This is a genomic window from Hyalangium minutum, from assembly GCF_000737315.1.
Lineage (GTDB): Bacteria > Myxococcota > Myxococcia > Myxococcales > Myxococcaceae > Hyalangium > Hyalangium minutum.
Genome location: NZ_JMCB01000014.1, coordinates 267,017 through 289,055 on the forward strand (window position 1 = coordinate 267,017; position 22,039 = coordinate 289,055).

Sequence of the window (22,039 nt, forward strand, 5' to 3'; positions counted from 1 at the left end):
CCCTAGTGAAGTCGCCAGACCCGCTCCTGGCCGGTGCTCAACTCGACGCGCCGGTAGGTCGAGGAATCGGGCCCCTCGCAGTCGGTCCCGCGCGTGCCTTCGCGATAGAACAGCATCGTGTCCCCGAGCACCACGGGCGTCAGCATCCCGAGGCGGACCTGCCGCAAGGGAGGGCCGACCTGCCACGGCTTCTTGCCCGCCCTGTCCAACGTGGCGAGACGGACGCCACGGCTGGGATGCCTCAGCACGGTGCGCGGCTCACCGTTGACCAGCATGTTGCCCGCGGTGTCGGTCAGGCCGCGAGGGAGCACGCGAATGCCCTCGGGCCGCGGGCCGAAGTTCCAACTCCACCACTCGTACAGGGTCGAATCTGCCACGGAGACGAGCACGCGCGAGCCGTCCGGCGTGAACTGCTCGGGGAACTGAGGGAAGAAGCGCGCCCCCTGCGTCCATGTCTCCGACCACGTCTCCAGCATGCCGGGGGTGATGGCCACGATTCCGTTGAGGTCTCCGAGGACGAGGAAGGTGCCGCCCTTGGCACGTCCGGCCTTGCTGGTGGGCACGGCGAGCTCGCGACCCGACACCACGAAGCTCACCAGACGGCTCGAGGGGATATCGCTGTCCCCTGTGACGTCTGCGGATGCCGCCCAGCGTCCTGTCTGCGGGTGCACGGCGAGCCCGAAGAAGCTGCACGGCTTCGACTCGCGCACGATCTTGCCCCGCTCAGGACCTCCGAGCATGCGCTTATCGATGGTCTGTCGGCAGTCCGCGAGGATTCGTGGGCCGTCCATTCCCACGTAGACGACACTCCCCTCCTGGGCGACGATCATCGGCACGGGCGACACGGGGGTTTCGGCCCACGCCACGGTCGCAGACGTGGCCAACAGGGCGAGCAGCACGGTGGCGCGATAAGCGTTGAGCATGCCGCAGAGGACGGACGCATCCAGCCGGTATTCACGCGCAGTGAGACAGCCGGGTCAGCCGCTCTCCACGCGTGTCGCATTCATTCAAGCGCGTCCCCTCCCTCCTTCTTACGCTCCGCACGAGAGAACGAAAGGAGCAGAGGGTCATGTCGAGTCGAGCACCGGTCGGCGGCACGCTTTCCATTGAGGTCCATCTCCGCGCCGAGGCGGCCTCCAGCCTCAAGGCCGTGGGCCACAGGCTGGACCGTCAGCTCACAGCGCTGCGGGAGTTGGGAGCACAGATGCAAGCGATGCCACTCGGAGCCGCGCGTGAGAAGAGGGTCGCCGAGTACGACGAGAAGCGGCGTGAAGCGGAGTACCTCAAGTGGACCCTCATCGTTCAACGCGAGGCGATGGGCCTCGCCCACCACGAGGACGTGCACGAGCTCTACCGCGTTCCGCCCAAGCTGAGCTGAGGGCGGCCCTGCCAAAGGGCATGCGCCGAGCCCCCCTCCTCCCCTCGCATCGTCCTACCCACAAAGTCTCTGGACTTTGCCCAATGCACCGGATTGGATCCCACCCCTGACAGCAGGCGGGGCTCAGAGGAGCCCGGGGGGAGACATGCGGCAGGTTCTTGGGTGGGGAATGGTAGTGGCCCTGTGCTGTGCGGCCAGTGCGGTGGGCGCGCAGCAGCCGGATGCGCGGCTACAGGAAGCGCAGACGGCCTATGACGAGGCGATAACGCTCAACAAGGCGGGCAAGTACGCCGAGGCTGTGGCGCGGGGTGAGCGTGCGCTCGGCCTGCGGGAGGCGGTTCTCGGGGGCACGCATCCAGAGGTCGCCACGTGTCTGGATCTGCTCGGCGGGGTGCACCTGCAGCAGGGGAACTTCGCCCAGGCCGAGCCACTGCTTCAACGCGGGCTGACCCTTCGGGAAGCGGCGCTCGGCAAGGACCATCCCGACGTTGCCCAATCGCTCTACAACCTCGCCAATCTCTACGTGGCCCAGGGAATGAGGGGCCGTGCCGAGCCGCTCTACCAGCGCTCGCTCGCCATTCGGGAAGCGGCGCTCGGCAAGGACCATCCCGACGTTGCCCAATCGCTCACCAGTCTCGCCAACCTCTACAGGGATCTGGGGAAGTACGCTCAGGCCGAGCCGCTCTACCTGCGCGCGGTCGCCATTCGGGAGGCGGCCCTTGGTAAGAACCATCTCGACGTTGCCCAATCGCTCAACAGCTTCGCCACGCTCTACAAGCTCCAGGGGAAGTACACACAGTCCGAGTCGCTCTACCAGCGTGCGCTCGCCATTCGGGAAGCGGCCCTCAGCAAGAATCACCCCTCCATCGCTGCCTCGCTCAACAACCTCGCCATCCTCTATGTGGAGCAGGGGATGTACGGCCGCGCCGAGCCGCTCTACCAGCGCGCGCTCGCCCTCATGGAAGAGACCTTCGGCAAGAACCACCCTGCCGTCGCCAGCGCGCTGAACAACCTCGCCGAGCTCTACAGGCTCCAAGGGAAGTACGCTCAGGCCGAGCCGCTCTACCAGCGTGCGCTCGCCATTCGGGAGGCGGCGCTTGGCAAGGACCATCCCAACGTCGCCGATTCGCTCAACGACCTCGCCCATCTCTACCAACGTCAGGGAATGTACGGCCGGGCCAAGCCGCTCTTCGAACGCGCGCTCACCATTCGGGAAGCGAGCCTTGGCAAGGACCATCCCGACGTTGCCAAATCGCTCAACAACCTGGGCAACCTCTACAGGGAGCAGGGGATATACGACCGGGCCGAGCCGCTCTACCAGCGCGCGATCGCCATCAAGGAGGCGGCCCTCGGCCAGAATCATCCCAGTCTCGCCTTCTCGCTCCACGGCCTCGCCATCCTCTATGCGGAGCAGGGGATGTACGGCCGCGCCGAGCCGCTCTACCAGCGCGCGCTCGCCATGCGGGAAGCGACCCTGGGCAAGGACCATCCTGATGTCGCCGCCTCGCTCTACGATCTCGCCAGCCTCTACAAGACCCGGGGGATGTACGACCAGGCCGAGCCGCTCTACCAGCGCGCGCTCGCCATTGAGGAAGCGGCTGTCGGCAAGACCCACCCTGACGTCGCCAGAACGCTCACCGGCCTCGCCCTCCTCTACGGGGAACAGGGGATGCACGACCGGGCCAAGCCGCTCTTCGAACGCGCGCTCGCCATTTTTGAAGCGGTGCTCGGTCAGAATCCTTCCGAAGCCGTCACCGCTCCCGCAGTCGTCGCTTCGCTCACTGGCCTGGCCAACCTCTACCAGGAGCAGGGGATGTACGACCGGGCCGAGTCGCTCCACAAGCGCGCGCTGGCCATCGTGGAAGCAGTCCTCGGCAAGAACCACCCCGATGTTGTCAGCGCTCTCAACCGCATCGCCTTACTCAGGCTGGCCCAGAATCGTCTCGGCGCCGCCGTTCCGCTGTTCACCCGCGCTTTTGCCGTGTCCGAGCGGCGCCTGCGCCACGAGGCCCTTGATCTCTCCGAGGCGCGCCTGGCCAGCTTTCTCCAGCTGCTGCGCACCGACGAGGAACGCATCTATGCGCTGCTGCACGCGCATCCTGATGACGCCCGCGTGAGACGGCTGGCCCTGGGCGCCGCGTTGCTGCTCAAAGGCCGCTCCGCGGAGGAGACGGCCGACATCTCCCGCTCCGTCTACCGGAGCCTGGGAGCCCAGGAGCGCGACACCTTCGAGCGGTTGCGCGGGCTGCGCACCCAACTGGCCACGCTGTCGCTCCAAGGCCCTGGCTCGCTGACACCCACCGCCTACCAACAACACCTCAAAGAGCTCTCCGAGCAGGGTGATGCGCTCGAAGCGGGCCTGGCCAGGCGCTCGGCCCCCCTGCGCGCGCTGGCCGCACTGCCGCCTCCCGGCGAGATTGTGGACCGTGTCGCCCAAGCCCTGCCCAGAGATGGCGCCCTCATCGAGTTCATCACCTATGAGGACCGTCCGCTGGTGCCCAAACCCGGTACACCGCAGGAACAGCTCAAGGGACAGCTGCGCTACCTGGCGCTGGTGCTCTTGCCAGACGCCACCATTCGCGTCCGGGATCTCGGCCCCGCCGAGCCGATGGATGTGGCCGCCACGCGCCTGAGAGACGCGCTGGCCAACCGGGACACTGCCTTCCAAACCCACGCTCAGGCGCTCTACCAGCAGGCGTTCCAACCGCTGCTTCCGCTGTTAGGGAAGACGCGCCGTCTCTTCCTCTCCCCGGATGGACAGCTGGCCCTGGTGCCGTTTGCCGCCCTGCACGATGGAGAGCAGTTCCTCGTGGAGCGCTTCGATTTCAGCTACCTCACCTCCGGCAAGGATCTGCTGCCTCGCCCCCTGGAGGGAGCCCCCGCGACCTCCGTGGTCGTCCTGGCCGATCCGGACTTCAGCGCCCCGTTGCCAACACCCGCTCCCTCGATGGAAGCGCCTTCAGCGCAGGCCTACCGCTCCAGCTCTCTCGAGCGCTTCTTCTCCAGGCTGAGCGAGGAGCCGACGCAGCGAGCATGGGCGCCTGTGCCATTGCCAGGCACCCGCCAGGAGGCCGAAGCCATCCAGCGTCTGGTGCCCCAGGCTCAGCTCTTCCTGGGCGCAGAGGCCACCAAGGAGCGGCTGCTGCAACTGCCTCCCCCGAGCATCCTGCACCTGGCCACGCACGGCTTCTTCTTGAAGGATGCCTCCGCGCCTCCACGCTCGCGCGCCATAGGAAAATGCTGCGCGTTGGGAGAGGACCCTGAGGCCTCAAGCCCGCCGGATCCGCTGCTGCGCTCCGGGCTGATGTTCGCGGGGGCGGGGGCGCGGCCGGCCTCTCACACCCGAGCTGCTCAGGCCCCGCCAGAAAGTGCGTTGGCAACGGCGCTGGAGCTGGCAGGCCTCAACCTGTGGGGGACGCAGCTGGTGGTGCTGTCTGCCTGTGACACGGGCAGAGGTGAGGTGAACCTGGGCCAGGGAGTGTACGGGCTGAGGCGAGCCTTCGTGGTGGCTGGAGCGGAGACGGTGGTGATGAGCCTGTGGAAGGTGAACGACGAGACAACGAGCGAGTTGATGGAGGCCTACTACCGCAACCTGCTGGCGGGGCATGGCCGAGCCACCGCGCTGCACGAGGCGATGCGCTGGCTGCGTACCACCCAGCCCCATCCTCACTTCTGGGCACCGTTCATCGCGCTGGGCCGGGACGCCCCGCTGCGCGCGCTGGAACTCAGCCGGCCGGAGCCGCCGAAGCAGTAGCCCTCGGTCCCGCCTCATACATAAGGCAGCGGTAGGTTCGATTGCCGCCGCTTCCATCCCGAGAAGCCCAGCAATCTTGACGGGTTGCTGGGCTTTTCTTTCGTGGGAGGAGTGGCGCAATTCATGCCAGCCGCTGCGCCCCTCCGCGCGCTGATGTCCACCCTGCGTAGTGCCCACAGTAGCTGCGTTTGGTCAATGATTGCCCGTCCAAACAACGGCCCGCTCATCGGCGGGATTGATGCCCACGACGTCGGCCCCGCCGCCTCCAGTGACGTCCGCCACGCGGAACTGGTAGCCCGAATAGTTGTATGGCCCGTTCAGCCATTCCACACCACCGCTGAAGCTGCCGCCTGTGCTCGCCCACACAACGGCCCGCTCATCGGCGGCACTGATGCCCACCACCTCGGCCCTGCCGTCTCCAGTGACGTCCGCCACGTGGAATTGGTAGCCCGAGTAGTTGTATGGCCCGTTCAGCCATTCCACACCACCGCTGAAGCTGCCGCCTGTGCTCGCCCACACAACGGCCCGCTCATCGGCGGGACTGATGCCCACCACCTCGGCCCTGCCGTCTCTATTAACGTCTGCCACGTGAAATTGATAGCCCGAGTAGTTGTATGGCCCGTTCAGCCATTCCACACCACCGCTGAAGCTGCCGCCTGTGCTCGCCCACACAACGGCCCGCTCATCGGCGGCACTGATGCCCACCACCTCGGCCCTGCCGTCTCCAGTGACGTCCGCCACGTGGAATTGGTAGCCCGAGTAGTTGTATGGCCCGTTCAGCCATTCCACACCACCGCTGAAGCCGCCGCCTGTGCTCGCCCACACAACGGCCCGTTCATCGGCGGGATTGATGCCCACCACGTCGGCCCTGCCGTCTCCATTAACGTCTGCCACGTGGAACTGATAGCCCGAATAATTGTATGGCCCGTTCAGCCATTCCACACCACCGCTGAAGCCGCCGCCTGTGCTCGCCCACACAACGGCCCGTTCATCGGCGGGATTGATGCCCACCACCTCAGCCCTACCGTCTCCAGTGACGTCCGCCACGTGGAACTGGTAGCCCGAATAATTGTATGGCCCGTTCAGCCATTCCACACCACCGTTGAAAAGAAAGGCAGAGCGGGAGTAGAGAGCACGTACACCCTGCGCATCAAGATTGGTGATCGACAGATCTGAGGTGAGAACGCCGTTGCACCATGGGTAATGCATCACTGAACTCGCGTCGTAGGTTGTCAGGGCTCTCCAAGAGCTATCCTCGTAGCAGTCGACGCGGATGTGCTCGTGACGGAAGCCCAGGACGTGGCCGAGTTCGTGGCGGAGGACTCCGAGCGTAGTAACGTTAGGAGCGTTCTGCCGATAGAAGGGATTGGTGTCCAGATCCGTCATGTCAATAACAATGGTCCGTGGGACGCACCCACCGCCGGAGGGGAAGAATGCGCATGCCCCCCCACCTGACCAAGGACGAACAGAGAAAGTCGTCGCGGCATTGCCGTTGTGACAGTTAGCATCATGGGTCGGGTCATAAATGAAATCGACGTCAGCCACGGCTTCCCACGCGCTGGTTGCTTGACTCATTTCAAAAACAGCGCGTGACTTACGGGCGCCAAACTCATTGCTCACGCAGTATCGTAAGTTGCGCCGCAACGTGCCATTCCATATGTCGTCCTGGGAGTTCACGCGATTCACAATGAGCGGTTGCTGCAAAGTGCCGGAAAGATCGCTTGGCACTTCGGCTGCAACGTTTCGCTCGTAGTAGTCACGCAGTTCTTCGTGGGTGAGCGGTAAATCCCCTTCAACCACAAAGGACAGGGTCCCCTCGAAGCTGCGCGTGGAGTCACGTTCAAACTCTTCCCAAGAAGGAGGAGTCTTTCTTTCCTCGACAGAACCGCAGCCCGCAGCCCCCAAGATGAGGACTCCAGCCATGGTCATGAACTTGGCAGTTGCATTGAAAGGCACTCTGATTTTTGGGTTCATCGGATTTCCTGAACTCTTAGTGGGTGGCATTGTCTCGGCCGGATGAGTCCGTAGGCGCACGGCCCTGAGTAAATGGAGATAGCGCGCCAATTTCACAAGTGGGCACTGCACCGAGCCACCAGCAAACCCCTCATGAAGTCACGGGTCCACAGTGTCACGGAGTGAGGACCGAAGCAGCTTCTTGGAGGCTTAGATTATCACAACTCAAGATTTGCGCAGATTTCGCTCCGTCTCCAACGAGAACTCGCCTGAGCCCGCACCAGCCCTTGGCGTGGCTTGACAGCAGATTATTCTCTCCCAATATTGCGCGTCCCTTACAAACGGCTTTTAGGGAGACCACATGCGATGGCACTGGGGAGCGCTTGGCGCAGGCATCATTTTGAGTCTCGCAATCAATCCTGCCTGGGGTAACGATGCGCGCTTACCGGAGAGGCATGGATCACCTCACGAGTCTCCTCTTATCCCTGAGTATAAGAAGCTAGCCCGGATCTGTCACACGGAGGAGCGCGCCGGGCGGCTCGGCCTCAATCCTCGGAGTCTGGTTGCCGCGCTTGGCAAAAGGAAGCTCGGCAGCGTGCTGCAGGCATGACAGGAGCCTGCACCGGCCGGTGTTGGGACCCGTCAAGGTTGTCAAAGAGCAACAGGGTGTCAGGAGGGAGCTGGGACTTCGCAGAGCTGTTGCGCGACGCGCGCGAACAAGTCCTGCACTGGGGCCGCCGCGCTGAGCGAGAGCACGACACGACGGACGCTGACGCGGACGATGGCGGCGACCTTGAGCAGCTTCAGCCGGAGGGTGCCCACTTGGGCCCGCTCCATCTCGGTGCCGCGCAGGCCGAAGTGGCGCAGCAGGTTGAGCAGCACGTACGCGGCGGAGGAAAACCAGAGGCGCAGCTGGTTGGCGCGCAGGGTGTGGGCACTGGTCCTGTCGGCGAACAGGCCCAGCTGCTGCTCCTTGATACGGTTCTCCATGTCGCCGCGGGCGCAGTAGAGCTGCTCGTACAGAGCTCGGGCCCCACACGCCTCGGTGCGCAAGGAAGTCACCACGAAGCGCGGGTTGAATTTGTCGCTGAGCCACTCTGCTTTGGCCACGACGCGGCGTTCGCGCGTCCAGGACTCCCGCGTGCGGTAGCGCAACTCCCGGTACGCCCGCACCGGAGCGCCTTTGCGCTCCTGGAGGGAGACGGCGCGCATCAGCTTCAGGTCCTCGCCAATCATGGCTTCCAGCCGGGCGTTTCTGGCAAGGCCGAACACGAAGTCGACGGTGTTCTGCTCGCACCAGCTCATGAGCTCATCCCGAGCGAAGCCGGAGTCTGCACGCAGCAGGATTCGTGTGGTGGGCCAGCGCGCTCGGATGCGCGAGACGATGCGCTGCACTTCCTCCAGCGAGCCTGCGGCAGCGTCGACGTCGGCGGTGCGCAGCCTGGCGCACAGCAGGAAGTCGCCCGCGAAGATGTAGAGTGGCAGGTAGCAGTAGTTGCCGTAGTAGCCGTGGAAGAAACGGCCCTCCTGCGTGCCATGAATCGGGTCGTCGGTGGCATCCAGGTCCAGCACCACTTGTTTCAGCGGCTCACGGTGCGCATCCAGGAACGCCTCGACGAAGAAGTTCTCGATGGCTTGGCCGTCGTAAACCACCTTCCGGTAGCGGGCCTGCGCCGTCGCGTCCGCGGGCGTCAACTCCAGCCGGTTGAGCGTGCTCGGGCTGGCCAACGGCTGCTTCTGGGGCTCCGCCTTGCCCACCACGGCCGCCAGCAGCGGGTCGTTGCGCAGCGTCTCATGGTCCACCAGGTCCTCGTAGCCGCAGGCGAGGCCAAACACGCGCTGACGGACGAGCTCTTCCACCGAGTGCTCAATCAACTCCGGCTTTCTCAAGTCCTTGAAGCACTCAGCGAACTTCCTCATCAGCCCGAACCGCTGGTCCGTCCGGTGCAACAGCGCCAGCCCTCCGTCCGACGAGATGTGCTCGCCGTCGAACGCCGCCACCAGTTTCCTTTTCCCCACGTTGTCGAACTCGACCTGCTTCGCGTTACACTCTGTTTTCACCGCGTAGCTCCTTCCAATGAGTGGAAAGCCTTGAGAACTCTCCAGTTATCGGCCGGTCGCTACGCGGTGTTCCCTCCCTTTGTGATCGATCCGGGCTAGACCCTGTCCTGAATCAAAGTTCAGGACTGTCCTCTTCCAGCGGCTGTCCCGCATCAGGAATTGTTGGCTTCAGTGTCGTAGGGACAGGCCATGTCTCGAGTGGTGGGCCAACCCTGCTTGGCTACTCAGGCGTCTACGAGAGCGTAGGGGGAGGCTGGACCCCAGGGGGCGGAACCTTCATCGCGCCCTGCCCAGGTCTCTATTCCTTTACCATCTCCTTCGTGAAGGACGCTTACTACCAGGGTGGAACGACGAGCGATGTGTTTGTGCACATCCATCACAATGGAATTGACAAGGGATATGCCTGGAGCGGCGCGGGCGCTGGAAACCGTGACACTGGGACCTACAGCCTCGTCCTCCTTCTCAACCAGGGGGACTATGTCCAAACATTCGTCAGCAGCGGCTCTGGCGGTGCAACTCGTCACCTCATGAGATACAACTTCACGGGCCACTTGGTAAAGTCAGCTCTCAAGGCAAGCTGTCGAGAGATTCTGGAGAGCGGGATGTCGACCGGTAGCGGTGTGTACCAGGTCGATATCGACGACGCCGGTCCTCTGAACCCCATTGGGGTTTACTGTGATATGACAACGGATGGTGGCGGCTGGACGCTGATGATGAACCAGAGTCCGTCCGAGCGCCTGCCTTACGATTTCTCCACCATCAATTCACAGAATTTCGGCAGTCTGACTGCGAGTTACCGGTTGGGCGCCAGCGCCATCAGGGCCCTGAGGCCAACGGTCGCCTGGGTTCTGACGGATGACACCAATCGAGTCTATTTCCGGCCAAGTTGCGTGGTAGATTGGGAGAACAGCCTACACAACAAGCCGATCGGCCCCTGCAGCCAAGGGTTTACTTCTCGCTCCTTCTCGACTCCTGTGTCACCGGTGACAACCGCCAATGGCAGTATGGGCATCGGCCAGAACAACGCTGGGCAGTATTGCAGCATCCGGGCCTTCATGTTCAACCTGGATCCGAGTTGGCCTCCCGGAGCTGCGATCAGTTGCGCGGGAACTACGAGTCAAACCGTTCGGCTGTGGTTCAAGTAGTCCAAGGACTTCCCTCACGCGCTTGGGCATGGCTCTTGTCCATCTGCGTCTGAGTCTGCCCCGGTTTTCGTACCGGGGCAGGACTGGTGGCCGCGCACGGCTCCAGTTCTTGGCCGACCGTGCCGGACTCACGGCCAGTAACGGACGGGGAAAGCGCTCGACTCTCGCGGCAGGATCACCTCCCCTGGCTTGGATTCAAACGTCTTGAAGAGCCCTGTATGCGGGTCAGCCAGCACGAAGCAGACGGGGAACCGGACACCATCCGGCAGAAGGACCTCGGTGTAGCGGCCCATGACCGCCGGCTCCCCCTCCTTCGTGAGCCCCTCCGTCCAGAGTTGCCCGTAGAGGAGAGTCCCCTCGGGCAAGGGGTTTGAGTCAAAGACTCCCTTCACCACCTTGCTGACGATGGGCCCCGGCCGGTAGACGCCCTGTTGTGACGCCCACCCGGGCTGGTTGATGTCGATGACCACCGCCACGGAGTGCGCCCCGCTGAAGAGTCTCCTCTCATCCATGCTCCGGAGCGCCTCTTGGGGGCAGGCCTCCGACATCGGCCGCACCTGGGGGGCCGCGCATCCCACGCTGAAGGTGGTGCACAGCCAGGCGATGGTGGCCCTCACGGGCCGGGAGTTGCGAACGGTGGACACGAACGGGTTTCCTTTCTCGGAGACAGCGGGAGAAGCAGGGACCGGCGTGCGCCACACCTGCCAGGCCACGAAGAGCACCAGGCCCAACAGCAACGCCCCCGCTCCCCCGCCGATTCTCCTCCATCTCCGCTTGCGGCGGGCGGCCTCCTCATCGGCGAGCTGCAGCTGGCCATGGATCTCTCGGGTGAGGAAGGACAGCTGCTCCACAGCCTGCTCCCGAGACAACTCCTCCGGTGGCTCCTTCTGGGCCTCCTGGGCCCTGCGCTCGGCCTCCCGCTTCTGGAGGCGGCGCTCCTCCAGTTCCTCCAGAGTCGCCGGGGCGGGGCCCTCGGGGGGAAGCTCCACAGGCACCTTCCAGGCCGGCGTGGAGCGCTCCTTGGCCGCCTCCCAGAGGGCCTGGAGCAGGGCCTCGGCGCTCGGGTAGCGATCCTCCGGCCGCTTCTCGAGCAGCTTCAGCGTGATGCGGCTCAGCGACTCGGGCACCTCGGGGTTGATGTGATGAGGCGCGCGCGGCACCACGGTCTCGATGGCCACCAGCAGCTCGTCTTTCGTCAACCGGGGATTGAAGGGCCAGCCGTCTGTGAGGGCCTCGTACATGAAGACCCCTACCTGGTAGAGGTCTCCCGTGGCGTCCGCGTTGAACCGGGCGCCCTCCCTCCACGCACCCTGGCGAATGAAGGCAATGCACTCGGGCGGCAGCGCATGGGGCGTGCCCGGCGCCAGCCCCACGGTGAGCGTGGAGCCCCCCGGCAGCCAGGCGCTGCCCAGGTCCACCAGCACCGGCTTGTTGTCCTCCGGGTTGATGATGACGTGCTCGCTCTTGAAGTCCCGGATGAGGACGCCGCGCCTGTGCAGCCGGGCCACCGCGCGCACCACTTCGATGAACACGTCCACGAGCTGGGCGGCGGTGGGACGGACCTGCGCGCGCCACGCATGGAAGGGCCCTCCCGGCACGAAGTCCGTGACGAAGTAGAAGTAGTCCTTGGTGGAGTGCGGCCACCGGCCGACCTCGCGCAGGTGAGGCAGCCCTGGATGGCTCGTGTTCGCCATGAGGATGGCGGCCTCATGGTACATGCGCCCGTCCACCTGCCGCTCCTCCAGGGTCTTCTCAGAGGTTTCCTGGGGCAGCTCCGGCGCTGGCCGCACCGCCATCTTCAACGTGAAGAAAGCCCCATCCCGCTCGGCCTTGAAGGCATGGCCGAAGGTGCCGCTGCCCAGCGACTCGACGATGCGCCAGGTGCCCACCATGTCCCCGGGCTTGAGGTGATCCGGGTGAAAAGTCTCTGTCGTCATGGGTGGGGCTATTGCTTCATCAGGTGGATGGAAAAGCGGTGCTCGCCGCTGGTATCCGAGAGCACCACGTGGAAGGTCTGACGGGTCGCCCAGGGTGGCGTCTCCGCCTCCACCACCACGAGCCCCTGCTCGCCAGGCGCCAACCGCATCGGCTTCATCGCCACCGAGAGCACCTTCACCGGCACGGCTCCGGGCACGATGATGCTCGCCGCCCCCGGCCCCAGGGCTGTAGGCCCAGGTTGTGCAGCTTGATGGCGACCAGCGCGGAGGATGTGCTCTGGTAGCCAAAGGCCTGTTGCACCACCAGCCCACGGGCATCGGCCACAGGGGACTTCGCCTCCAGACGCAAAGGACCACTTGCCGCGGTGAGCCACCCCGCCAACATGAGTCCCACAGGCCCGCTTCCCTCGCACCGGACCTTGAGCGACTCCAGCTCCGCTTCCTTCTGCGTGAGGGCCGCCAGCAGAGCCTCGGGGGTGTTCGCCCGCCGGTCCACCTCCACCTTCCCGTCCACCACGTCCACCTTGGAGACGACCGCGAGCACGGCCTTCGCAGGCAGGGCCTTGTCCTTGAAGCCCACCTGAAGGATGAGCCGCTCCCCAGTACCCAGGTCCGTGAAGGGCTCCAGGGCAAGGATGCGGTCACCGACGTCCACCCACCTGAAGCGGGTGCGGTCCACCACGAGGCTGTCGCGGTCCAGCGGGCCGTTGAAGGCCACCAGGGTGAGGTTTCCCGCGGCGACGTACAGCTCGGGGACGGGTTCGGCGGAGGTGGTGGGCAGCGCGGCCCGCCGATCCTGGCGCTGGCGGGCGGGAAGTGGGGGCTGGGCGGCCGCAGCGCTCGCCTCCAGGAGGAGGGCCAGCAGAAGCCACTTCATGGGTAGGGACACAGAAGGAGAACCTCCAAGGTCACTACCCTACCCCCCGGAGAAGAACGGTGCCAGCGACGTACCGCTCCCCTCCCAGAGTTCCTCCGCGCAGACTTCCGACTCAGTCGGAACTGGCCCACGGCGTGTTGCCCCTGCCCGCTGAGCGGCGAGCGCAGACTTCCGACTCAGTCGGAACTGGCCATCAGGCCCGCGAGCCGGAGGCACCGTCCACGTTCGTGGACTGCACCTGTCGGGTGCGGGGGGAACCCACCCTCGTTGATTCAAGGCTTTACACAGCCCCCTCGGTGATTTGCTTTGAGCTACAACCTCGTAAGCCTCTGATATCTCCGCTCTTTTTTGTGAACGTCTCTCCGCGCGGACGAATCGTCCGCGTTCGTGGACCTCCTGGAAGGCTGTTTCTCGCAAGTCCCTGTTTTCGCAGGCGCCCAGGCGTTGGCCCGCCGCGTGCTCTGGGGATGTTTCGCCGCGAACACACGCGGCGGGAACGCATGGTGCGTTCCCGCAGGAGAACCCTCGCATGTTCAATCTGTTGAAGATCCCAGGAGCCGCTCGCGCCATTTCGGAGAGCCCCCCCGTCCACCGCGCCATCCCGGAGGGCACCCCGCTGGAGCAGCTGCGCAAAGAGCTGCTCGAGCTGTTCGCCCAGGAGAACTCCAACCACCACCGCATGGGGGAGATCTACAACCACATCGTGGACCAGCGGCTGGCAGAGAAGGCTGGGTACAAGGACGCCCCGGAGTACTTCAGCAAGCACCTGGCGGACCTGTCCCAGTCGACGCTGAGCACGTACGGGGCGGTGGCCCGCGTGTTCAGCGAGCCGGTGGCGCGGCGCTTCGGCGTCACGTGCCTGCAGCTGTTGCTCCGCTACAAGGAGATCGCCGACCTGGAGGTGAACCCCGCGGAGCCGGGCCCCACGCCCATCGAGGTGCCGGACGAGAAGGGCGTGGTGTCCACGCTGCCGTTCTCGCAGTGCAGCGTGGAGCAGATGCGCCGGGCGCTGCAGCGCAAGCCGGCCTCCACCAAGCCGCTGCCGCCGGAAGTCCAGCCGTCCTGAGGCCAGGTTCGTGAGTCACAGCCCCGCGTTCCGGAAGCCCGGGACGCGAGCTTTTTTCCGCCTTCTCTGCTGTGAAACCAGGGGTGCCTCCTGACATCTTCAATCCCTACGCTCTTCCGCTCTGACGCCGCGCACTGGCAGTTCGCGGAAGGCAATGTCTTGCTCGTAGCCCAGCCGCCGCACTGCCTCGACGAAGCGCTCCGTGGCGATGATCATCGTCAGAAAACCGGCCAGCCTGACTTGAGGCAGCGTCTCTGCGTCGAGAAGCGGCTCTGAGGGGCGCGTCCAGCCCTGACGACCACACTTCGAGCAGGGAGCTGGCCGGTCTGGGGGAAGACAGTCTGGGTGAAGTTGGCCGTATGGCAGCAACTCCATCTCCAGCAACTCCGGCGGGTTCTTCTTTCGGAAGCGAAGTTCTGTGCGGTACCCCTTGAGGCCTCGCAGCCCCTCTTTCTGAAGCCGCTCCAACGGCTCGGGCTGCATAAGCAGTGTCCACGCGTGATGGAGGACCAACGGAGCAAACTCTCCTTGGGCCGACCCCACCATGGGTCCCAGGTTGGTCCCTGGCCAGAGCGGAATGCCAGGCGGCATCAAAGGACGGAGCTGTTCGCGCAACCGCTCGAACTCCGCGTAGTCCTCCTCCAACCGGGCCGAGTACTTCTTCTGTTCCTTGACGGGCAATGGGGACAGATCGACCGACGGGTAAGCATCTGTTCCTGTGGACCAGCGCGCATCACACGCAGGGCAGTGCGTACCCGGCAGGTACCATTTGTGACCATACGTGTGCGTGCCCAAGTAACGCGGGTCCGGAACGTCATCCAACACGTAGAATCGCATGGCTCTCAATACCCAGGCGGCATCGACTGCGGCAGCCGCTTGCGATACAGGCTCCCCAGCGCCCCATATTGTCCACCCCCGCCATGAGACCGCTGGGTGCGCACGGGGCAAACCTGTCGGACAGCTTGACAGGTTCGGCCAAGGACACGGGTCGTGGGGGCCTCCTTCCGGGCACGCCCCTGGCCGTGGCGGGCAGAGCTCAACCCGCGGTGATAAAGGCATCGTGCACGGCGTTCAGCCCGGCCACGGCTTGCTCTTCTTTGACCACGCAGCTGATGTTTATCTCCGAGGCGCCCTGGGAGATCATCTCGATGTTCACCCCAGCGGTGCCCAGGGTGGAGAACATCTTGCCCGCGGTTCCGGTGGCCAGCTTCATTCCCTCGCCGACGATGGCGAGGATCGCGTGCCCCGGCGTCAGCTCGACGGTGCCGAACTCCCCGAGCGCCGCGCGAACCCTCTCCGGCTCGGCGAGCCGCTCGATGGTGCAGGAGATGCTGACCTCGCTCGTCGAGACGAGATCGACCACCACGCCGTGCTCCGCCAGAGCGATGAAGACGCGCGACAGGAAGCCATAGGCGTTGTACATGCGGTTCGAGGTGATGTTGAGCACGGAGACGCCCCGCTTCACCGTCACGGCCGTGATGCGGCCCGCCTTCTCGGCCGGCGACGCGGCGATCACCGTGCCCTCGGCATCAGGCTTGAAGCTGTTCTTGATCCGGATCGGCACGTTGGCCGAGACGACGCGCTCCATGGTGAACGGGTGGAGCACTTCGGAGCCGAAGTAGGTCAGCTCGGCGGCCTCGGCGGGAGAGATGCGCGAGAGCACGCGCGCGCTCGGCACCTTGCGTGGATCGGCGGTGAAGATGCCGTCGACCTCCTTCCACACCTGCAGCTCATCGACCTGCTCACGGCCCAGGCCGGCAGCGATCATCGCGGTGGTGAAGTCGGTGTAGCCTCGGCCGACCGCGGCGAGCAGTCCTCCGGGCACCGGGCCGAAGAAGCCCGTGACCACTGGCACCTCTCCTCCGCGCGGCCGGCACTTCTCGCCGAGCTGGCCTTGCAACCGGCGGAAGAAGGCAGGGTTCACGGCCGTCTCGTCGTGGGAGATGACGTGCGCCAGGTCGGTGAACACGGCCTTCACGCCGCGATCGTTCAGCACTGCGGTGAGGATGCGCGCCGAGAGCTTCTCGCCCACCGCGAGCACGTTGTCCTGCGAGCGCGGCGACAGCTCACGGATGACCGAGATGGCGTCGAGGAAGTTCTTCAGCCGGGTGAGCTCGTCGGTGACGAATTGCTTCGCCTCGTCGCGGAGCGCGGCATCGCGGACGCTGTCACCGAGCGCCTTGAAGTGGTTCTGCTCGATCAGCTCGAGCTCGCGCGCGAACGGAGCGCCCTGGCGCGCGGCGTCGGCCGCGGCGAGCAACAGGCTCGTGGTGCCTTCGCTCTTGGTGGTGCCGCTCATCGCCGAGACCACGACGATCACAGGTTGCTTGGCCAACGTGCGCTCGACGATTCCGGCGACGTTCTGCATCCGCTCGCCGTTGCCAACGCTGGTCCCTCCGAACTTCTGAACGATGATGCCCATGCTCGAACCGAGTCCTTCCTTTCGAGCCCCCTTCTACACGATCAATAGGCCGAGGTGACGGCCATCCACTCCGAGCTCAGGGCAGCACGCCGGCTCGCAAGTCAGGGAAGACCTTGCCCACCTTGCCGAGCAGGTAGTCCCCATAGGTTCCACGGAAGGCGTGGACGCTCTGGCCATCCCACCGCTCGGTCTGATCATCGGCCGCGGCTTCCCCCAGGGCAGCGGCCTCGATGGGCCTCACCTCCGCGGTCCAGCTCGGGTCGAAGAAGAACGGCAGCGACAGCCGGTCCCGGCCCGCGCGGTTCAGGACCCGGTGCGGCGTGGAGCGGTAGACCCCGCGCGTCATCCGGTCGAGCATGTCGCCGATGTTGCACACGAACGAGCCAGGCACGGGGGGTGCGTCGATCCAGCTCACCTGCCCGCCTGCGCGTGATTTGACTTGGAGCCCGCCCACGTCGTCCTGCTTGAGGATGGTGAGCACGCCATAGTCGGTGTGCTCGCCCACGCCCCAGCTGGGCTGACCATCGTCGGCGTGCTCGGGGCCGGGCGGGTAGTTGAAGATGCGGAAGAGCACGAGCGGATCCGAGGTATAGCGCGCGGCGAAGTACTCCTCGTCCAGGCCCAGGCTGAGCGCGATGCCTCTCATGAGCGCATGGGCCAGCTGGGTGAGCGCGGCCATGTAGTCCAGCACGGCCTCACGCAGCCCGGCAGGCTCTCGCGGGAACAGGTTGGGACCATGCAGCGGCGTGCCAGCACGCACGAGCGGGTGCTCGTCCCCCAGCTCCGCGCCGAAGTAGAGACCCTCTTTGCGATCCGGGCGTCCGGAGGTGAGCTCGCCCCCCACGGGGAAGTAGCCGCGCCAGGCCCGCCCGCCGAGCGCCATGCGGATGGCCCTCTTCTCCTCCGGCGGGAGCGCGAAGAAGCGGCGGCTCAGGTCCTCGAGGCGCTGCTGGAGCCCGGCGTCGACCCCGTGGCCGACAATGTAGAAGAAGCCATTGTCCCGACAGGCCGCGCCGATCTGGGTGGCGACCGCGAGGCGCTCGGCGACGCTCGAGGAAGGCTCCATGAGCGCACGGACATCCAGAACGGGGACACGGGCGAACCCTTCGGCAACCGGCACGACATTCATGGTGAGAAGCTCCTGGGGGGCGCTATTGGAGGGGACGCCCTGGTTCGGACGCAAGTCCCGCGACACCTCCCCGGCAGTCCCAGGCTTCCGAGCCCTCACCTAAATCGACGCCCGCTCACGCGGCAACGGACTCAGGGTGGGAGACACTGGCGGGCAGACGGATGCATAGCCGGGCCCCACCCTCTTCGCGGTTCGAGTGCAGCGTGCGAGTGTCACAGGAGTGACAGGGCAATTAAGGTGGCAGGTGGAGGACACCCCATGAACCCGCTTCGTCCCTCACTGTTCCGCCGCGCTGCTCCCGCCTTCCTCATCAGCCTCGCGCTGGCATTGCCCACCCACGCCGAGGCCCCTGCTGCCAAGCCCGCCTCGGCGAACGGCACCCTGCTGCTGACCCTCTTCCTGCGCCATGACCAGAGCAAGCCGCTGGACGAAATCAACGCCCAGCTCGATCGCACCGGCTTCCGGAAGAACTTCCCTCCCGAGGGCGTGGAGGTCGTCTCCTGGTACGTGATGATGGGCATTGGCCAGGTCGTCACCCTGCGCCTGCCGCCGGAGAAGCTGCGCACGGTGAACCTGGCCATCGAGAAGGGCGCATGGGGCGCGTTCCGCACCGAGATGTACGCCACCTACGACTACCGCCCCATCTGGGAGGAGCTGCGCTCCAAGAAGTGAGCGCCGCCTCCTCCCACCCCCGCGCCCCCCTCGCTAGGACCGAGCGCGCGGCCGGAGTGCCGCCAGCGCCAGCAGCGTCAGCCACGCGGTCGGGCGCGGCGCGGCGCTGCACCCTCCTCCCGCCAGGTGGGGCAGCTTGACCGTCCACTGCGCCTCGGCGGGCAGAGGATCGGCGTTCCCCGCGGCGTCCACCGCGCGGACGCGCAGCACATGGGCACCCGGCGCAAGGGTGTAGCGGGACACGCAAGGCGTGAAGCTGTCCTCGTCCAGGCTGCACTCGTAGGCCACTCCCGCCTCGTCCGAGGAGAACTCGAACTCCGCCTCCACGCCGAGGACGAGGGCCGGAGGGCCACTCGTGATGAAGGTGTCCGGCGCCTGGGTGTCGACCGTGAAGGAGGTAGCGAGGGTGTCCGGGCCCCTGTTCCCCACGGCATCCGTGGCGGTGGCCGTGAGCATGTGCCCGCCCTCGGCCAGCGGCGTGCCCACCGTGCAGTTCCAGGAGCCGTCCACCGCGGCCACCGCCGTGCAGACAGGCACCGCCAGGCCGTCGAGGTGAACACGGACGAGGGAGCCTGGCTCCGCGACTCCTCCCACGCGGGGAGTATTGGCCGCCAGCGCCTGGCCAGGTCCCGGCTCCGTCAGGGCCGGTGCTGCGGGCGCCGCCGCATCCACGATGAAGGCGCGCCAGGCCGAGGACGAGGAGCTGTTGGTCGCCACGTCCGTCGCGGTGGCCAGCACGGTGTGCGGGCCTGCGACGAGCGGCTGCGAGGGCATGCAGCTCCAGTTGCCACTGGCGGAGGTGGTGGCGGTGCAGAGGATGAGAGCGTCCTCGGCCACCGTGATCTGGCTGCCGGGCTCCGCCAGCCCCCCGAGCTCAGGCGCCGCGCTGACGACAGCGCCTTGCGCCGGAGTGAGGACCGAAGGAGCCGCCGGGGCGATCGTGTCCCGGAGGAAGACCACCGGGGCCGAACTCACCGTGGCACTCAACCTGGTAACCGTGGCCACCGCCGAATGAGGCCCCTCCGCGAGCGCTGGGATGGCACAGGTCCACTCGCCGGACCCGCTGGCCACCGCCGTACACGCGGGCGTGGCGCCTCCATCGAGGTAGACTTCCACCGTCGTGCCAGGAGCGGATTGCCCCGCGAAGGCTTGGGGCACATTCCCAGCGGGGGCCTGGGAGATGACGGGCTCCTGCTGGCAGATGGCGAGCGCATCCACGCGGTAGATGATGATCGTGTTGCTGTTGTTGTTCGCCGCGCAGTCGGTGTCCACCATTCCCAGGAGCACGGGACCGGAGACCGCCTCGAAGTCCCTCTTCAGTCCAACGCTGAAGCCGGCACTCATGGCCGCCACGCGCGAGGGCTGCCCGCCGGGAGGGTTGGCACCCAGGGAGACGACGCCGAGGCCTGATGCGCCAGTGAAGTTCACGCCCAGGACTCCCGGCAGCCAGGCTCCTCCCGCATAGTAGCTGATGGCGCCCGAGACGTACTGAACCCGGTACCGGCCGGGCGTGCTCAGGAGGGCCTGGGCGACGGAGTTGGGAAGAACGGGAGAGGTGAGGCTGGTGACCGTCGTGCAGTCCGAGTTGCCCCGGTGCGTGAAGAAGGCGCTCACGGGGGTGGTTTGGCAGCCGAAGCCCGCCTCGACGGTGCACGCCCCCGAGCAGCCATCCCCGTCCATCGCGTTGCCGTCGTCACAGGCCTCTGACGCGTCCTGGATTCCGTCGCCACACGCCACGGTGCACACCGAGGGAATGCCCGTGCAGCCGTAGCCTGGCTCGATGTCGCAGAGGACTCCGCAGCCATCGCCGCTGGTGCTGTTACCATCGTCGCACGGCTCGCCGTCATCGAGCGCTCCATCGCCGCACACGAGGGTGGTGTTCACGAAGGTGAGCAGGAGCGGGAGCGCCACGAGGCTGGCCGGGATCATCAGGGAGACCTCACGGTGATGATGAAGTCGACGCGGCGGTTGGCAGCGCGCCCGAGGGGGGTGGCGTTGTCTGTGACGGGGCGGCTGGGGCCATAGCCAGCGGTCTGCAGCCGGCCGGCGTCGATGCCATGCTCCACCAGCCACCGCTTCACGCTCTCGGCGCGGCGCAGCGAGAGCAGGTTGTTGAAGTCCACGTTGCCGCTGTTGTCGGTGTGCCCCTCGATGCGCAGCTGCTGGATCCAGGAGCGCTCTTGAATCGCCCGGGCCAGGGCCTGCAGCACCGGGAGGTTCTCCTCCAGCAGCACATCCGTGCCCGCGGCGAAGACAACGGGCTGCCGGGTGATCAGCCGGTCTTCCTTCAGCTCCACCAGGTTGAGCGCGCAGCCGTTCATCTTCGGCTCCAGGCTGGGAACTCCGGGCGCGTCGGGGCAGGCGTCTTCCGGATCGAAGACGCCGTCATGATCGGGATCGCTGACGGGACACCCCAGGCGCCGGGGTTCGGGGGTGTCCCCCATGGGCGTGTCCGGGCAGAGATCCTTCTCGTTCAGCACGCCGTCCTCGTCCAGATCCAGGCTCGCGCGCAGCGTCTCCAGGGAAGGGCCCAGGGTGAGCTGCGGTAGCTCCGCAGGGGCAGGCACGCGCACCTGCGGGCGCTCGCGGCGGAGGGGCGGGGCCGCTGGCGGAGAAACCCGCTCGCTCGCGCGGAGGGCGTCATAGGACATGCGGACGAGCAGGCGAAATGTCGGTGTCCCCGGCTGCCGCTGCAGGCCCGCCCCCGCGCCCACTCCGAGGCGAAGCCGTTCCCCGAAACGGACATGAAGGCCGAGCAGGGCATCGAGGCTCGAGAAGAAGGGCTTGAAGGCATACGCTCGCGGCGTGATCACCGTGGCGTAGAAGGCCTCGGGGCCCAGCGCGAAGCGCCCCGCCGGGTGGACGTACTGAAGGCTCGCTCCGAGCTGAGCCTCGGAGCCCGCCGAGCTGCCCTCGGGGCCGGGCAGCTCTCCCAGGTGCGCCTCGGGACGCAGGAGGAAGCCCCCCGTCACGGACCAGCGTAATGAGGAGCGCCTGCCGGACAGCACCAGCTTGGACAGCATGCGCGCCTCCAGATCGCTGGTGTGAGCGGCCGTGCCGTCGAAGAACTTGCGCAGCGGCACCCACAGGGTGCCGCCGAGGCTGGCGGAGAAGGCGCTCTGGCCGGGCTGGCCATACAGGCGCACCATGAGGCCAATGCGCGGATCACTCGCGCCCAGTCCGCTCACGGGGACCACGCCCACCAGCGGCTCTTCCTGGGCGGCGGCCCGTAGGCCCAGGGCCCGCGAGGAGGCGTTGGTGGAGGACGAGGAGGAGCCCCGCTCCAGGAGGGTGAGCGGCACCGAGGCCGACACCGTCATGCAGCCACAGAACGAACCCGACAGCTCAAGGTTACCGAGCAGCTGGTGCTGAATAAGGACCCGGAGCTGTTGGAACTCTCCGTCCTCATCCTCCACCCCCAACACCAGAGGCCGGTAGGCATAGTCGAGGCTGATGCCCGCCGACCAGGTGCCCGACTCGAACCGGGGCGAGTCCACCAGGAAGGAGGACTCGCCCGCGGGGGTCGGCTGGGTGCGATGAATCTCGAAGCCCGAGCGTGGGAGGCTCGGGCCCTGCTGGGCCATGGCCGTCAGAGGAAAGGCCCAGACGGCCAACCACCAGAGGAGGTGCCGGGTCATGTCAGCT

16 protein-coding genes are annotated in these 22,039 nt (G+C 66.1%); 5 read left to right on the forward strand and 11 right to left on the reverse strand.

Annotated elements, in window-relative coordinates; genetic code table 11:
* Nucleotides 1-2: 2 nt before the first annotated feature.
* Nucleotides 3-923, reverse strand: a complete 921-nt coding sequence (locus tag DB31_RS31825) for a hypothetical protein (RefSeq protein WP_044194511.1) — start codon at nucleotides 921-923, stop codon at nucleotides 3-5.
* A 146-nt stretch (nucleotides 924-1,069) separates the two neighbouring features.
* Between DB31_RS31825 and DB31_RS31830 the strand changes: the two genes are divergently transcribed.
* A complete protein-coding gene (locus tag DB31_RS31830; protein ID WP_044194514.1) occupies nucleotides 1,070-1,378 on the forward strand; it encodes a hypothetical protein in 309 nt (102 codons plus the stop codon).
* A 145-nt stretch (nucleotides 1,379-1,523) separates the two neighbouring features.
* Nucleotides 1,524-5,132, forward strand: coding sequence for a tetratricopeptide repeat protein (locus tag DB31_RS31835; protein ID WP_044194517.1), 3,609 nt, complete (start codon nucleotides 1,524-1,526; stop codon nucleotides 5,130-5,132).
* 192 nt (nucleotides 5,133-5,324) lie between these two features.
* Here DB31_RS31835 and DB31_RS31840 read toward each other — a convergent pair whose 3' ends face one another.
* Nucleotides 5,325-7,106, reverse strand: coding sequence for a M57 family metalloprotease (locus DB31_RS31840; RefSeq protein ID WP_157232274.1), 1,782 nt, complete (start codon nucleotides 7,104-7,106; stop codon nucleotides 5,325-5,327).
* A gap of 648 nt (nucleotides 7,107-7,754) precedes the next feature.
* Complete coding sequence (locus tag DB31_RS31845; RefSeq protein ID WP_044194523.1) at nucleotides 7,755-9,146, reverse strand: IS1380 family transposase; 1,392 nt, start codon at nucleotides 9,144-9,146, stop codon at nucleotides 7,755-7,757.
* A 20-nt stretch (nucleotides 9,147-9,166) separates the two neighbouring features.
* Between DB31_RS31845 and DB31_RS47145 the strand changes: the two genes are divergently transcribed.
* Nucleotides 9,167-10,291, forward strand: coding sequence for a fibrinogen-like YCDxxxxGGGW domain-containing protein (locus tag DB31_RS47145; RefSeq protein ID WP_075306323.1), 1,125 nt, complete (start codon nucleotides 9,167-9,169; stop codon nucleotides 10,289-10,291).
* A 128-nt stretch (nucleotides 10,292-10,419) separates the two neighbouring features.
* Here the strand turns inward: DB31_RS47145 and DB31_RS31855 are convergent, their stop codons facing one another.
* Genes DB31_RS31855 through DB31_RS45390 form a run of 3 tightly spaced genes read right to left on the reverse strand, consistent with a single transcriptional unit; the run spans nucleotide 10,420 to nucleotide 13,105 of the window.
* On the reverse strand, nucleotides 10,420-12,228 hold the full coding sequence (locus DB31_RS31855) for a serine/threonine protein kinase (RefSeq protein WP_044194528.1): 1,809 nt from the start codon (nucleotides 12,226-12,228) through the stop codon (nucleotides 10,420-10,422).
* A gap of 8 nt (nucleotides 12,229-12,236) precedes the next feature.
* On the reverse strand, nucleotides 12,237-12,425 hold the full coding sequence (locus tag DB31_RS51340) for a DUF2381 family protein (protein ID WP_044194532.1): 189 nt from the start codon (nucleotides 12,423-12,425) through the stop codon (nucleotides 12,237-12,239).
* Nucleotides 12,404-13,105: a DUF2381 family protein gene (locus DB31_RS45390; protein WP_276203667.1), complete on the reverse strand. Its 702-nt coding sequence runs from the start codon at nucleotides 13,103-13,105 to the stop codon at nucleotides 12,404-12,406. Before DB31_RS45390 ends, DB31_RS51340 begins: the two co-directional genes overlap by 22 nt.
* 529 nt (nucleotides 13,106-13,634) lie before the next feature.
* Between DB31_RS45390 and DB31_RS31870 the strand changes: the two genes are divergently transcribed.
* Nucleotides 13,635-14,171, forward strand: a complete 537-nt coding sequence (locus DB31_RS31870) for a hypothetical protein (protein WP_044194535.1) — start codon at nucleotides 13,635-13,637, stop codon at nucleotides 14,169-14,171.
* 99 nt (nucleotides 14,172-14,270) lie between these two features.
* On the opposite strand, the gene sitI6 is transcribed toward DB31_RS31870, so the two are convergent.
* From sitI6 to DB31_RS31885, 3 genes are all read right to left on the reverse strand, one after another.
* Nucleotides 14,271-15,008 (reverse strand): SitI6 family double-CXXCG motif immunity protein, encoded by a 738-nt coding sequence (gene sitI6, locus DB31_RS31875; RefSeq protein WP_063769283.1) that lies wholly within the window; start codon nucleotides 15,006-15,008, stop codon nucleotides 14,271-14,273.
* A 199-nt stretch (nucleotides 15,009-15,207) separates the two neighbouring features.
* Entirely contained in the window at nucleotides 15,208-16,593 is a 1,386-nt protein-coding gene (locus DB31_RS31880) for an aspartate kinase (RefSeq protein ID WP_044194538.1), read from the reverse strand.
* Nucleotides 16,594-16,669: 76 nt separating this feature from the next.
* Complete coding sequence (locus tag DB31_RS31885; RefSeq protein ID WP_044194541.1) at nucleotides 16,670-17,722, reverse strand: isopenicillin N synthase family dioxygenase; 1,053 nt, start codon at nucleotides 17,720-17,722, stop codon at nucleotides 16,670-16,672.
* Nucleotides 17,723-17,980: 258 nt separating this feature from the next.
* Here DB31_RS31885 and DB31_RS31890 point away from each other — a divergent pair, with 258 nt between their 5' ends.
* Nucleotides 17,981-18,394, forward strand: coding sequence for a hypothetical protein (locus DB31_RS31890; protein ID WP_044194544.1), 414 nt, complete (start codon nucleotides 17,981-17,983; stop codon nucleotides 18,392-18,394).
* A gap of 33 nt (nucleotides 18,395-18,427) precedes the next feature.
* Here DB31_RS31890 and DB31_RS31895 read toward each other — a convergent pair whose 3' ends face one another.
* Together DB31_RS31895 and DB31_RS31900 are read right to left on the reverse strand one after the other, a co-directional pair.
* Nucleotides 18,428-20,323, reverse strand: coding sequence for an Ig-like domain-containing protein (locus DB31_RS31895; protein WP_052420413.1), 1,896 nt, complete (start codon nucleotides 20,321-20,323; stop codon nucleotides 18,428-18,430).
* A complete protein-coding gene (locus tag DB31_RS31900; protein ID WP_044194547.1) occupies nucleotides 20,323-22,032 on the reverse strand; it encodes an OmpA family protein in 1,710 nt (569 codons plus the stop codon). Before DB31_RS31900 ends, DB31_RS31895 begins: the two co-directional genes overlap by 1 nt.
* Nucleotides 22,033-22,039 lie beyond the last annotated feature (7 nt).

What these genes read in the sequence shown, in the direction of transcription:
- DB31_RS31870 (WP_044194535.1), top strand. Translation starts at nt 13,635, where the DNA reads ATGTTCAATCTGTTGAAGATCCCAGGAGCCGCTCGCGCCATTTCGGAG.
- sitI6 (WP_063769283.1), bottom strand. Translation starts at nt 15,008, where the DNA reads ATGCGATTCTACGTGTTGGATGACGTTCCGGACCCGCGTTACTTGGGC.
- DB31_RS31895 (WP_052420413.1), bottom strand. Translation starts at nt 20,323, where the DNA reads ATGATCCCGGCCAGCCTCGTGGCGCTCCCGCTCCTGCTCACCTTCGTG.
- DB31_RS31825 (WP_044194511.1), bottom strand. Translation starts at nt 923, where the DNA reads ATGCTCAACGCTTATCGCGCCACCGTGCTGCTCGCCCTGTTGGCCACG.
- DB31_RS31840 (WP_157232274.1), bottom strand. Translation starts at nt 7,106, where the DNA reads ATGAACCCAAAAATCAGAGTGCCTTTCAATGCAACTGCCAAGTTCATG.
- DB31_RS31900 (WP_044194547.1), bottom strand. Translation starts at nt 22,032, where the DNA reads ATGACCCGGCACCTCCTCTGGTGGTTGGCCGTCTGGGCCTTTCCTCTG.
- DB31_RS31835 (WP_044194517.1), top strand. Translation starts at nt 1,524, where the DNA reads ATGCGGCAGGTTCTTGGGTGGGGAATGGTAGTGGCCCTGTGCTGTGCG.
- DB31_RS31890 (WP_044194544.1), top strand. Translation starts at nt 17,981, where the DNA reads ATGAACCCGCTTCGTCCCTCACTGTTCCGCCGCGCTGCTCCCGCCTTC.
- DB31_RS31880 (WP_044194538.1), bottom strand. Translation starts at nt 16,593, where the DNA reads ATGGGCATCATCGTTCAGAAGTTCGGAGGGACCAGCGTTGGCAACGGC.
- DB31_RS31855 (WP_044194528.1), bottom strand. Translation starts at nt 12,228, where the DNA reads ATGACGACAGAGACTTTTCACCCGGATCACCTCAAGCCCGGGGACATG.
- DB31_RS45390 (WP_276203667.1), bottom strand. Translation starts at nt 13,105, where the DNA reads ATGAAGTGGCTTCTGCTGGCCCTCCTCCTGGAGGCGAGCGCTGCGGCC.
- DB31_RS31830 (WP_044194514.1), top strand. Translation starts at nt 1,070, where the DNA reads ATGTCGAGTCGAGCACCGGTCGGCGGCACGCTTTCCATTGAGGTCCAT.
- DB31_RS31885 (WP_044194541.1), bottom strand. Translation starts at nt 17,722, where the DNA reads ATGAATGTCGTGCCGGTTGCCGAAGGGTTCGCCCGTGTCCCCGTTCTG.